This is a genomic window from Pseudoalteromonas sp. 23_GOM-1509m, from assembly GCF_000518425.1.
Classification (GTDB): Bacteria; Pseudomonadota; Gammaproteobacteria; order Enterobacterales; family Alteromonadaceae; genus Pseudoalteromonas; species Pseudoalteromonas tetraodonis.
This window is the reverse complement of the sequence record NZ_JADO01000009.1, coordinates 303277-316378: the sequence shown is the minus strand read 5'-3', so window position 1 is coordinate 316378 and position 13102 is coordinate 303277. Positions and strand designations below refer to the sequence as shown.

The 13102-nt window shown below is 41.6% G+C and carries 9 protein-coding genes and 1 pseudogene; all 10 read right to left on the bottom strand.

The features are described from left to right. Positions 1–38: 38 nt before the first annotated feature. The 10 genes and pseudogenes from N523_RS0103235 to N523_RS0103190 all read right to left on the bottom strand — a co-directional run bounded on the left by N523_RS0103235 (position 39) and on the right by N523_RS0103190 (position 12959). Positions 39–1349, bottom strand: a complete 1311-nt coding sequence (locus N523_RS0103235) for a DASH family cryptochrome (protein ID WP_028834273.1) — start codon at positions 1347–1349, stop codon at positions 39–41. A gap of 131 nt (positions 1350–1480) precedes the next feature. After that, positions 1481–3208: a DUF885 domain-containing protein gene (locus N523_RS0103230; protein ID WP_028834272.1), complete on the bottom strand. Its 1728-nt coding sequence runs from the start codon at positions 3206–3208 to the stop codon at positions 1481–1483. A gap of 357 nt (positions 3209–3565) precedes the next feature. Continuing rightward, the gene (gene der / locus N523_RS0103225; protein WP_010389444.1) at positions 3566–5035 is read right to left on the bottom strand and encodes a ribosome biogenesis GTPase Der; all 1470 of its coding nucleotides are present in this window, start codon (positions 5033–5035) and stop codon (positions 3566–3568) included. A 75-nt stretch (positions 5036–5110) separates the two neighbouring features. Continuing rightward, on the bottom strand, positions 5111–6289 hold the full coding sequence (gene bamB, locus N523_RS0103220) for an outer membrane protein assembly factor BamB (protein ID WP_028834271.1): 1179 nt from the start codon (positions 6287–6289) through the stop codon (positions 5111–5113). A 10-nt stretch (positions 6290–6299) separates the two neighbouring features. Further along, positions 6300–6920, bottom strand: coding sequence for a YfgM family protein (locus N523_RS0103215; protein WP_028834270.1), 621 nt, complete (start codon positions 6918–6920; stop codon positions 6300–6302). Between the two features lie 45 nt (positions 6921–6965). Next, complete coding sequence (hisS, locus tag N523_RS0103210; protein WP_013462929.1) at positions 6966–8246, bottom strand: histidine--tRNA ligase; 1281 nt, start codon at positions 8244–8246, stop codon at positions 6966–6968. Positions 8247–8432: 186 nt separating this feature from the next. Next, the gene (ispG, locus tag N523_RS0103205) at positions 8433–9551 is read right to left on the bottom strand and encodes a flavodoxin-dependent (E)-4-hydroxy-3-methylbut-2-enyl-diphosphate synthase (RefSeq protein ID WP_013462930.1); all 1119 of its coding nucleotides are present in this window, start codon (positions 9549–9551) and stop codon (positions 8433–8435) included. A gap of 5 nt (positions 9552–9556) precedes the next feature. Next, a complete protein-coding gene (locus N523_RS0103200) occupies positions 9557–10426 on the bottom strand; it encodes a RodZ domain-containing protein (protein WP_028834269.1) in 870 nt (289 codons plus the stop codon). A gap of 386 nt (positions 10427–10812) precedes the next feature. After that, positions 10813–11718: pseudogene (pilW, locus tag N523_RS0103195) on the bottom strand (type IV pilus biogenesis/stability protein PilW); the annotation flags it as partial. A gap of 110 nt (positions 11719–11828) precedes the next feature. Then, on the bottom strand, positions 11829–12959 hold the full coding sequence (locus N523_RS0103190; protein WP_010389431.1) for a bifunctional tRNA (adenosine(37)-C2)-methyltransferase TrmG/ribosomal RNA large subunit methyltransferase RlmN: 1131 nt from the start codon (positions 12957–12959) through the stop codon (positions 11829–11831). Positions 12960–13102 lie beyond the last annotated feature (143 nt).

Below are 13102 nucleotides of genomic sequence, written 5' to 3'. Positions count from 1 at the left end.
AGAGTCAGCTAGCCAGTATTATGTTCGAGGTTTTATTATTACACAGGCCAGTCGGCGGCGTCTAAGTCATCTAACTGTGCATCGCAGTGCTCATTCCCTTGCCATTTGGCAATATATTCACCGTGTGGGTCGTATTGCTGGGTTTGTTTTGCTAAATTAAAGTGTCGCCCACCGCGCGGATCGACCCCAACCCCAGCAATATATTGCCAGTTGCCCCAATTAGCGGCTACATCGTAATCAATAAGTTGTTGTTCAAAGTAAGCAGCGCCATAGCGCCAGTCTAGTTGTAGTTCGTTGACCAAACAGCTGGCTGCAATTTGTCGTGAACGGTTAGTGATAAAGCCCGTTGCGTTAAGCTCTTTCATAATAGCGTTAACTAGCGGAAATGGGGTACTGCCTTGGCACCATTTTGCAAAACGGTTCGGGCTAAAAGTGGTAAGTGGCGAGCTTTGTTTTTTACCTTTAAAAGTAAATAACTGATGCTTCACATTAATTGCATGCCACTTAAAATACTCACGCCAGAGCAATTCAAACTTGATCCAGTATGTTGATTCATTTTCCCCATGCTGCGCTTCATAAGCATCTACTGCACAAAAAATTTGCTTGGCACTAATACAACCAAAAGCCAGCCAGCTACTAAATTTAGTTGAGTTATCAAAGCCATCCAGCTCATTACGGGTGATTTTATAGCTGCTTGGTAAAGCTGATGAAAAGTACTGCAGACAATGCGTAAGGCCGGCTTTGTGTCCACCTTGGAGTAAAGAGTTTCCTGTTGGCGGCTCTGATATAGGCTGTTTAGCACATAAAATAATAGGCGGTGGAAGTCTTTTTGCTGAGAACGGCACTGCGGATAAAGTAATACCAGTGGCTTCAATTTTTTTTCTAAAGGGTGTAAAGCCGGTTGGTAAATCAGTAAGTTCAAAGGGCAGTTGCTGCTGTTGATATAAGGTGTCTTGCATCACAGATTTAAATACCACAGTGGCGCATTTCGATTTAAGTGCGGTAATTTGGCGTTGCTCATAAACGCCTATTTGCTCGCTATAAACAACTTCATCAATGCCAAGCTCATTAATACGCTGTGTGAATACCTTTACCGGATCGCCTTCTAAAATATGCAAGGTTTGGCCAAGCCCTAAAACAGACTCCTGTAGCTCGTATAGGCTTTGCATTAGAAAGCGTTGTTTATGTACACCATAGGGTTTTTGTTGATAGTTATTGCTTTTGAACCAAGCAGGGTTAATCACAAAGACCAGGTCCAACTCACATTGTTGTTGTGATAAATCATTGAGTATGGGGTTGTCATCAATGCGCAAATCATTTTGCAGCCAATACAGAATACGTTTTTTCATACTTAAGCTCTGGTTTTTAAGATCATTAACTTTACGAAGCAAAAGCGGGTAGGGATTAGTTTTGAGGTGTTTAATAGGGCTTTAAAAAGAGGCGGTAACAATACCGCCTCTCAATTTGTTCTAGCTTTATTTTAAATAGCTGATTTTTGCTGTGCTATCCAGTCATTAATTACATCTTCAAGTACCGCCATAGGGAGTGAACCTTGACCAATAACGGTATCGTGGAAGCTGCGTATATCAAATTGTGCGCCTAGCTGTTTTTCTGCTTTGGCACGTAGTTCGCGTATTTTAATTTCGCCCATTTTGTATGAAAGCGCTTGGCCTGGCCAAGAAATATAGCGGTCTATTTGATCTTCCACTGCGCTTTGTGGCAAAGCGGTATGATCAGCCAAATAATCAATCGCCTTTTGGCGGCTCCAGCCAAAGGCATGAATACCGGTATCAACCACTAAGCGCACTGCGCGCCACATTTCGTAGCCTAAACGGCCAAAGTCACTGTATGGGCTTTGGTAAAAGCCCGCTTCTTTACCTAAACGCTCTGTATAAAGTGCCCAGCCTTCGCCAAAAGCAGAGTGGCTCAGTGTGCGTCTAAACTCAGGAACGTCTAACTCCATCGCAATGGCGTTTTGTAAATGATGCCCAGGTATGGCCTCGTGTAGGCTAAGTGCTTCTAAATTATATAAAGGCTGCAGTTTTGGAGTTGAGGCTAAAAAGTAAGTACCCGGTGAGCGGTTATCAGCAGGTGGCATATAAAACGCACCGCGACTCGCTGAGCCTTTTATAGTAAAGGTGTTACGCGGCAAATGGCCAAAGTAAGTGGGGAGTTTGCCATACATTTTTTGGGTTATAAAAGCGGTCTTTTCTAGCAAGTCTTGGGCGTCTTTTGCGTAAAATTGCTCATCGGTTGCTAAAAATTTTAAAAAGTCACTGTAGCTGCCTTCAAAACCAACTTTATCAATAATACTTTGCATTTGCGCTTTGATGCGTGCCACTTCTTTAAGGCCAAGCTCATGGATTTGCTTGGGGGTCGCATTTGTTGTGGTGTAATAATTTACTGTATATTTGTAATAATCAAGGCCCCCTTTGATGCTTGCAATACCGGGCTGCGCTCTACAATGTGGCATATATTCGTTTTCAAAAAAGTCATAAAAGTGCTGATAAGCAGGCACGACTTTTGAGGCAATTAACGCTTTAGCTTTATTTTGGTAAGTTTCTTTTTGCGCTGCGCTAAATGTATTAGGGATACGGGTAAATGGCTCATATAAGGCGCTATTCTCAGGTTGTTTAACTATATGGGCGCTAATACTTTGGCCATAATTTTTAAACGTTTCGCAGTAGTGGGTAAAACCAGTTTGAATGCCTTGCTTCATTAAATTAATGTTTTGCTGATTAAAGCGCGGGTAATCACCAAGGCTCACTAAAAAGGCATCGTAATCCTCGGCGGTTAAAAAGGCCATGTTAGCCGGCGCTTCTGCAAAGTAAGTATGCCAGCCACTTAAAAAATTAACCGGAAAGTATTTATCTTGGTAAAGGTAGCTTTGCTGCTCGGTTTCTCGCTCATATTTAAACAAGCGGTAGTTCATTAACTGCTCGCTATTGAGCGTTTTAGGATCAATGCTGGCTAAGTTTTTTAGTACGCTGTTGTTGTAAGCTTGGCGCTTCGCAATGGCTTGCTCGCTCCAATCGGGTAGGGTACCGTTGGGCTTCCAACCATCAGGATCGGTTCTAAAAAATATTTTCTCAGCTTTGGCGTTTTGCCAGTGGTTATCAATAATGGTTTTTAAATCGCTGTTACTGTCGGCTAAGCTTGGCAGCGAGGTGGCTGCTAAGGCAATAGCTAAAATTGTTTTTTTTAGCATGTTGAATTTCACTTTTTAAAATTTTAATTATTATTTATGCGCGCTGATTTTATGATAATAACAAGTTCACTCAATTAATGCGTTGTTTTATAACATTAAGGCGTGTGTTTAATTGCTCTCCTTACTTATTTTATTTATATAAACAATGGAGAAATAATTTTTTAAGAATAATGATTTAAACAGTACATAGACAGCTTACCAAGGCTATGTGGGGCAGCCATACGCTTTGCACTTTGACGTCAAATAACCCTTTTACGATTACTATTACTTTATTTTAGATAAAAAAATAGCGTACTTTTATTGTACGCTATTTAATTTTGACCTAGCACCTAGCACCTAGCACCTAGCACCTAGCACCTAGCTTTTATTGCGGTTTTCTTTACTGAACGCACGAATTTTACGTTTTTGCGACAGGGTTACTTTATTAGTACGCCCTGCAAATGGGTTATCGCCTTCTCTAAATTCAATTTTGATTGGCGTACCCATAATCTTAAGTGCTTTACGGTAGTAGTTCATTAGGTAGCGTTTGTAGCTATCAGGTAAATCATGAACTTGGTTACCATGAATGACGATACGCGGCGGATTATAACCCCCAGCATGCGCATATTTAAGCTTAACACGACGACCGCGAACAAGTGGCGGCTGGTGATCCGCTTGTGCCATGTCCATAATACGACGCAGCATAGCGGTGCTTATACGTTTAGTTGCCGACTCATACGCTTCGTCAACTGATTCAAATAAATGACCAACACCCGTACCATGTAGCGCAGAGATAAAGTGCAAGCGGGCAAAATCAATAAAGCCTAAGCGACGATCAAGCTCAGTTTTAATACGATCTTTAACGTAGTTATCTAGGCCATCCCACTTGTTCACGGCAATCACCAATGAGCGCCCTGAGTTAAGGGCAAAGCCTAATAAGCTTAAATCTTGATCTGAGATACCATCGCGGGCATCAACTACTAATAGCACCACGTTACAATCTTCGATTGCTTGTAGTGTTTTAATGACTGAGAACTTCTCAACCACGTCACTTACTTTTTTGCGTTTACGCACACCGGCTGTATCGATAAGAATATATTCTTTATCATTACGGGTCATCGGAATATAGATAGAGTCGCGCGTTGTACCTGGCATATCGTATACAATAACGCGATCTTCACCCAGTATACGGTTAGTAAGGGTTGACTTACCAACGTTAGGACGACCAATAATAGCCAGCTTTACCGGCTTGTCGGCAAACGCTTGGTGATCTGTGTCATCTTCTTCACCTTCTTGATATAAGTCGATAAGTTCTTCATCGTCATCGGCTACATCTTCATCAAGTGCGGCAAGTTCAGCAATAACTGGCTGAAGTGTTTGCTCAAGCAGTAAAGTTATACCACGACCATGAGCGGCAGCGATATGATGAACTTCACCGAGTGAAAGTTGATAAAACTCAGCACAGTTCGAGTCAGCATCAATGCCGTCTGTTTTATTGGCTACCACGAAGCACTTTTTCTCTTGCTTACGTAAGTGGTTAGCAATAGCTTGGTCAGCCACTGTCATACCTACGCGAGCATCAACTAAAAATAAAACAATATCCGCTTCTTCAATGGCTAGTAATGACTGATCAGCCATTTCGGTTTCGATACCTTCTTCTGAGCCATCAATACCGCCCGTATCTACCACGATAAATTCAAAGCCATCGTAATTTGCTTGGCCATATTTTCTATCACGCGTTAAGCCAGGAAAGTCGGCAACGAGTGCATCACGAGTACGTGTTAAACGGTTAAATAATGTGGATTTGCCCACATTGGGTCGCCCTACAAGAGCGATCACGGGAAGCATAAACTACCTCTTTAAAAAACAACAAAAGGCTTCGCAGTGCGAAGCCTTACAAAAAACTATATGACTATTAGTAAGTTAGTTTGGTATTTTTACCGCGCTAACTTCACCATCACGGGTGTATAAAATCAACTTATCGTCAGCAACAACAGGCTCAACAAAAAAACCTGAGCTGTCAAAGTCTTCACGAGATACTAGCTCGCCAGTGTCCTTATTTAACCAATGCAAATTGCCTTCTTGGTCACCTAACGCTAAATAATTACCGGCAACCGCTGGGCCTGTTAAGTACCAGCCACGAAGAGCGGGTTGGCTCCAACGTTCAATACCTGAATCTTTATCAAGTGCATAAACAACGCCGTTACTATCAACAACGTAAATTGTTTGCAAATCCATGGCAATTTCACGGTAGCTGCTGTATTCACGTTTCCATACAACATTACCAGAACGAATATCTACTGCTGATAAGTTACCATTGTATGCAATAGCATAAGCAAATGGGCCACTAATAAGTGGTTGTGTATCTACATCAACTAAACGCTCAAACTCTGATGCGCCTTTTGCTACAGCAATTTCTGCGCTCCACGCTGAGTAGCCGCTCTCAGAAATTAAAACACTGAGCTTACCTGTTTCAAGGCCAACCAACACACCACCATTAGCGACGGTTGGTGAACTTTGACCGCGTAAGGTAAGTGCTGGCACTTCTTGCTCAAAGCTCCAGCGCTCTTCACCCGTATCAGGATGCAGGGCCAGTAACTTACCTGATGCTAAATTAACAAACACTAAACCATCGCCTGCAGCAGGTTTAGACAGTGATTCGCCTGGCACTTTTTTACGCCATACCTCTTTACCTGTCTCACGATCAAGGGCAATGACATAGCCATGTTCTGAACCTAAATAGATTTTACCATAAGCTTGTAATATTCCGCCTGATAATTTTGCACTATCGTTATCGCTCCAAGGCCAAAACGATAAATCATGACGAACATCGGTTTCCCAAAGCGTATCACCATTGGCAAGTGATAACGCTTCTACTTGGCCTTCGCGACTCGCTACATAGACAGTATCTTTATAAACAGCTGGTGATAGGCGTGAGAAGTAATGCTCTACACCGCTACCTATTGATTCTTGCCAAACAACTTCTGTTTCAAACTGATTGGCTATTTCAGGAAGTACCAGTTCTTCTTCATCATCACTTGATGAACAGCCCATAAGTGTTGCCATACAAAGGGCGAGCGTTGCTGTTGTTATTTTTCTCATGCCTAAAACCTTATGCCGCTGGGCTAGTTACTGCTAGGTCATCTAACTTAATTTGTAATAGAGGATTACTGGTTAATCCACCGGCATCAACCGCAGCTTGGTAGGCTACGCGTGCTTGTTCTTTATTGCCTTGCTGAGTGTAAATATCGCCTTTTAACTCTGCAACATTTGCATTAAATGCCTCTGGCAACGGCGAATTTAACGTGGTTAATGCATCATCGTATTGTTGTTGAGCAATTTGCACACGCGCTAAACGCGTAGTGGCAATGGCTTTTAACTGCGCGTTATCGACATTTGATACAATCCAGCTTAGCTTTTCATTCGCTACATCTAATTTTTGTGCATCTACCGCTTCTTTTGCAGCAACAAATGCCGCTAAAGTTGCGTACTGAGTGTCTTTATTTTCACTGATGAAGGCATCAGCAGAGGCTAATACGTCATCACTTTCAACAAGCTTAGTGTAGGCATCAGATGCTTGCTCTGCTGTTGTTATTTGATTTTGGTTGTAGGCCTTCCAACCGTACAAACCACCTAAGCCAACAATTACACCTAAAGCAAGTGATAGGCCGTTTTCACGAAAAAAGCGTTTAATCGCTTCTGCTTGTTGTTCTTCAGTTGAATAAATTTCCATGCTTACCTCTATTAAAGCGCTTTACTCGCTGCGCTTTATGTAATTTTAACTATTAATTAGTTCTGCAAGTAGCGCTTTAGCTTGTTCTAGTTCTAATGTGACTTGTTCTTTACGCTCACGCAAATACTTTATGGTCACAACGCCTTGCTCTAATTCATCTTCACCGATAATAACCGCGACTAATGCATCGCTTTTATCAGCACGTTTTAATTGTTTTTTAAAGTTACCACCGCCAGCATGCACCATAACGCGTAATCCAGGTACGTCTCGACGTAACGTAGATGCAATAATAGGGGCTTGAATGCTGGCTTTGTCGCCCATGGCTGCTAAATATACATCAGTACTACGGCGTATGTCACCTACACATTCAAGTGCTTGAAGTAGTAAAACTAGGCGCTCTAATCCCATCGCAAAACCAACTGCTGGGGTTGATTTACCGCCTAATTGCTCAACTAAGCCATCATAACGACCACCGGCACATACTGTACCTTGTGCACCTAAGCTATCGGTTACCCATTCAAATACAGTACGGTTGTAATAATCTAAGCCACGAACTAGCTTTTCATTAACCGTGTATTTGACGCCTGCGGCATCTAATCGTTCACATAAATTTTCAAAATGTTCTTTTGATTCAGTATCTAAATGTTCAGATAATTTTGGCGCATCCACTAATATTGCCTGTATATCTGGGTTTTTAGTATCCAAAACGCGCAGCGGGTTAGAGTACATACGACGCTTAGAGTCTTCATCTAGTACATCGGTATGTTGTTCTAAGAAGGCAATTAAGGCATCACGGTACTGCGCGCGAGCTTCATTTGAGCCTAATGAGTTAAGCTCTAAGCGTACATGATCGCTTATGCCAAATGCTTCCCAAAGTTGCGCCGTGAGTAATATAACTTCAGCGTCTATATCGGCGCTGGCAATACCAAAGGTTTCTAAACCAAATTGGTGAAATTGACGGTAACGACCTTTTTGTGGGCGTTCATGGCGAAACATAGGGCCCATGTACCAAAGGCGTTGTTCTTGATTGTATAACAGGCCATTTTCGTTACCTGCACGTACACACACCGCGGTACCCTCAGGGCGCAGAGTTAAATTATCACCGTTACGATCGGCAAAGGTGTACATTTCTTTTTCTACAATATCGGTTACTTCACCAATAGAGCGTTTAAATAGGTCGGTTGATTCTACAATTGGAAAACGAATTTCTTGATAACCAAACGATGATACGGTCTCGCGTAAAATGTGCTCTACTTTCTGCCAAACTTGCGTATCGCCTGGCAGGCAATCGTTCATACCGCGAACTGCCTGAATTTGTTTTGCCACTGATAAATCCTAAATCTGTTTATGTGCAGTCTTAGACTGCAACCACGTAAAACTAAAAAAATCGACCGCGCATTATAACCCTAACTACAAGGTAATTGCGAGTATAGCGGTGTGTATGTAATTTGTACTGCGCTGTGAATGCCGCTACTAAAAAAGTCAATTGAATGCATATTGCTGGCGTTTAAATCACTCTACGATTTTTATATCGATTGGTGTTTGTTGCTGCTTTTGCTCGATAAAATCGCGCACATAGCCTTCGAGCTGATCAACAATATTATTGTTATCAATACGGGCTTTTTGGCGTTCGCCATTTATGTATAAGCCTGAGCGACGGTTTGCACCGGCAAGGCCAATATCACTGACTAGCGCTTCGCCTGGGCCGTTAACAACACAGCCAATGACTGACACTGAAACTGGCTCAATAATATCTTCTAAGCGCTCTTCAAGTTGATTCATGGTGCTTACTACATCAAACTCTTGGCGTGAACAGCTTGGGCAAGCAATAAAGTTAATCCCGCGCGAGCGAATACGCAGTGATTTTAATATATCAAAGCCAACTTTTATTTCTTGTACTGGGTCTGCAGCGAGAGATACGCGCAGCGTATCACCAATGCCTTCTGCTAATAACATCCCTAAACCAACGGCCGATTTAACAGAGCCAGAGCGCATGCCGCCAGCTTCAGTTATTCCTAAATGCAGTGGCTGGTCTATTTCTTTAGCGAGCAAGCGATATGCGCCAACCGCTAAAAATACGTCTGATGCTTTTACTGAAATTTTAAATTGATCAAAGTCTAAACGGCGTAATATATCTACGTGGCGCATAGCCGATTCTAATAGGGCTTCTGGAGTAGGTTCGCCGTATTTCTCTTGTAAATCGCGCTCAAGTGAGCCGCCATTTACCCCTATTCGAATAGGAATGTTATGCTCACGCGCTGAATCAACTACCGCTCTAATGCGCTCTTCACTGCCAATGTTACCTGGGTTGATACGCAAACAATCAACACCGTATTTTGCTACTTTTAATGCAATGCGATAGTCAAAGTGAATATCGGCGACAAGAGGTATCGACACTTGCTCTTTAATACTTTTAAATGCCTCAGCGGCGTCCATGGTAGGTACTGACACGCGAACAATATCTGCACCGGCATCTTGAATAGCTTGAATTTGGGCTACAGTGGCATCAACGTCCATCGTATCTGTGTTGGTCATCGACTGCACGGCAATAGGTGCACCATCACCAATAGGAACATTACCCACATTTATGCGTGTGGATTTTCTGCGTTTTATAGGAGATTCTGAAAACATAGCGACTACTCTGCTAAGGGTAATTTAAATTTAGCTAAACGGTTTTTAGGAAAGGCCGAAATATCAACTGGCTCACCATTTAGGGTAATACGAACAACATCATGCTTGCCTAATACCACTGAAAAAGGCGCTACTCCGGTTAGGGTCATTTCGTAGCCTGCTTTTTTTACACCAAAAGCAATTTTTTCATCATTGGCATCGTGAATTTCTACCCAGCTCTCATCGTTAAACATCATAAAAATGGTGCTTAAATCACTGTTTTTTGGCTCACTGGTGCTCTGTGCATTATTAACTGGCGCAGCTTGAATTGTTTGTTGTTCATTTTGTAATGCAGAATCTACTTCTTCTGTAGATTCAATGTCATTTAATAGTGCCTCGTCGGCGGTTTCAGCTAACAGCTTGGTGTTTTCTTGTTGTTGAGTTATGAGCGAGTTATTAGCATTAATAGTTTTAGTTTGTTCATCAATAGGCATTGCATTTTGCCACCACCACACTGCAGAAGAACCAATAACGATAGCTAAAATTAAGTAACTTACGGTCATAAGTCGGCTGTCATGGGCTTCTTTTTCTGTGCGCCTTGAAAAGCTTTGCATATCGACCGGTTTATCTGATGTGCTAAAAGCCGGCAGCATCGCTAAAATAGCTGTGCTATCGATGTTTAGTGTGCGGCAGTAGTTTTTTATATAGCCTTTAACGAACGTTTTTGCACCGAGTAAATGATACTCGTCGCTTTCAATATGCTCAACTTGTGATTCTGTTAGCTTTAATAGCGAGGCGATTTCAGCAATGCTGATATTTGCATTTTCTCTATGCGATTTTAGTATTTGTCCTACAGAGGGTTCGTCGCTCTGCGGTTGTGTATTATCTTCATTCATAATATGTATGAGTCTGGATCCACGAGTAAAAGTTAATGTTTTGGCTTAATAACCAGAGTAAGACTTTGTTTTTATTTTTTAGTGTTCGTTTATTCTTGCTACTAGAATGCACGCTTTTAAAGGGTATCATCAGCTGCGGTTTTATAAAAACGTTAGTATCGCCCTTTTAAAATTTTTGCTGTTTTTATTTTTAAAGCCCTTTAATGCACCTAACATATAGCAGTTTAGCATTGAATTACACTGAAATGCTAAATTGGTTTACAGTAAAACGAGCGATATCAAGCGATACACTCGTTTTTACTCTTATTTATACTAATTTAAAAAGGTATTTGTGTCTCTGTTGTATTTTATGCAGCTTACTTTACTGAATCATCAGAGTTTACAGCAGATGTTGGGCTTTTTTTACGAATAATTTTTATTTTTGGCTCCACAATAATTTGATTGTTATTACTGCTTTCTTGCAATTCATCAAGTTGTGCTTGACGGTACTTTTCTCGCAGCACTTCAAACTCTGTTTGCCTTAATTGGTTGTCACGAATGGCGTTAGCTTGAACACTATTTGGGTACGTTTGCAAAATGGTAGCTGCAATTTTTTCAGCATCTTCTATTCTACCCATGCGTTGTTTAACCAAGTAGCTGAGTAACAATGCTCGCGAAGAAACCTGTGCAGTATCGTCATAACGTTTTATTAAAGTACTGGCTTTATATAAGTCACTTTTGGCGTAATACAAAGCCGCTAAGCTTATTAATGTAGAGGCGCGTTGCGAGCTGTGGTTTAGCGCTTGTTGAAAGTAGCTTTCTGCATTGGTAAAGTCATTAAATTCAATGGCGCATAAGGCTAAATTTTCATAGCTTTGTGCTACACGAATATAGCTAGGAATTTCAATCGCTTTTAAAAATTGATCGGTCGCGCGATCATACTCATCAATACTACATAAAAACGTACCGTAGTTATTTAGGGTGTTCGGATCGTCAGGCTTAATCGCCAACGCTTTTTGATAGGCTTTGTCGGCTAATGCATTTTCGCCAACTTGTTGGTAGTAATAGGCTAAAGAATAATGAACTTCGGGAAGATTTGGTGCATATTCGCTCGCACGCTCAAGGTTGTATTTTGCTTGGGAATTATTACCGGTGTTTAAATATTGTAATGCCAAAGCAATGCGGGTACGTGCTGCGCCTGCGTTGTTTATTTTATTTTCGACGACGGGTTTGTCACTGCCGTTGTAACTATTTTCAGTCACACAACCGCTTAAAAGTAGTGTTGATAGTGCTAAAGCAAGTAAAGATCGCATTACCTTGTCTCTTTATTTATTTCCATAGCCTCTATCTTACCTCAAAGCCTTTGTGTTGCATCATTTATTTAAAAATAAACAATTTATCACAAAGGCACAGAGTTACTTAGTTAGGCTTGGTGAATATTTACTGCAATTGCATTGTCATCACGCATTTTCTTTTTAGCCATACGTTTTGTTCTATCAACCACATCGCCAGCTAACTGACCACAGGCAGCGTCAATGTCGTCCCCTCGTGTACGACGAACAATACAGGTAATCCCCGCAGCTTGTAATACCTTTGAAAAACGGTCAATTCGGCTGTTGCTTGAACGCGTATACTCATTACCTGGGAACGGGTTAAACGGAATAAGGTTTACCTTAGATGGCGTACCTTTTAGCGTTTTAACCAGTTCATGTGCTTGGTCGGTACTGTCGTTTACGCCATTAAGCATAACGTATTCAATGGTGACATCTTTATTGGCTTTTGAGCCATCAATATAACGACGACAGGCCGCTAAAAATTCTTCAATTGGGTACTTTTTATTGATCGGTACTAAAATATCACGCAGTGCGTTATCTGGCGCATGCAGTGAAATAGCCAGTGCTACGTCGATTTTTTCTTTCAATAAATCAAGGGCAGGTACTACACCCGAGGTACTTAATGTTACGCGGCGCTTTGATAAACCAAAGCCCCAGTCGTCCATCATCAGCTCCATCGCTGGTACTACGTTTTTAACATTCAGTAGCGGCTCGCCCATCCCCATCATAACGACGTTAGTGACAGGGCGCTTTTCGCTGTTTCCATCAAGGCCAATGTCTTTGGCTACACGCCATACTTGGCCAATAATTTCAGACACTTTTAAGTTACGGTTAAAGCCTTGTTGTGCCGTTGAGCAAAAAGTACATTCCAGTGCACAGCCCACTTGCGACGATACACATAATGTGGCGCGATCTTTTTCTGGGATCCAAACAGCTTCTACTTCTTGGCCGCCCTCAAGTACGAGTGCATATTTAATTGTACCGTCGCTGGCTTGCTGGCGAACTGAAATTTCAGGTGCAACAATTTCGCATTCATTTTTAAGCTTTTCTTTTAGCTTTTTGTTTACGTTGCTCATTTCGTCGAAATTATCTACGCCAAAATGATAAATCCATTTCATCACCTGATCGCCACGAAATGGCTTTTCACCGAATGATACAAACAACTCTCGCATTGCATCTCGGTTTAAATCTAATAAGTTAATCTTTTTTTGCTCGGTCATGTAACAACCTCAATCGGTGGCGGTGATGGTAAAAATTTACAAGGGCGAATTGTACACAATTCATCCACTATAATCATTAAGTAAAACATCATAAATAAACGGTTAATACTTTACGTAATGACTAAAAAAGGGCTCGAAAGCCC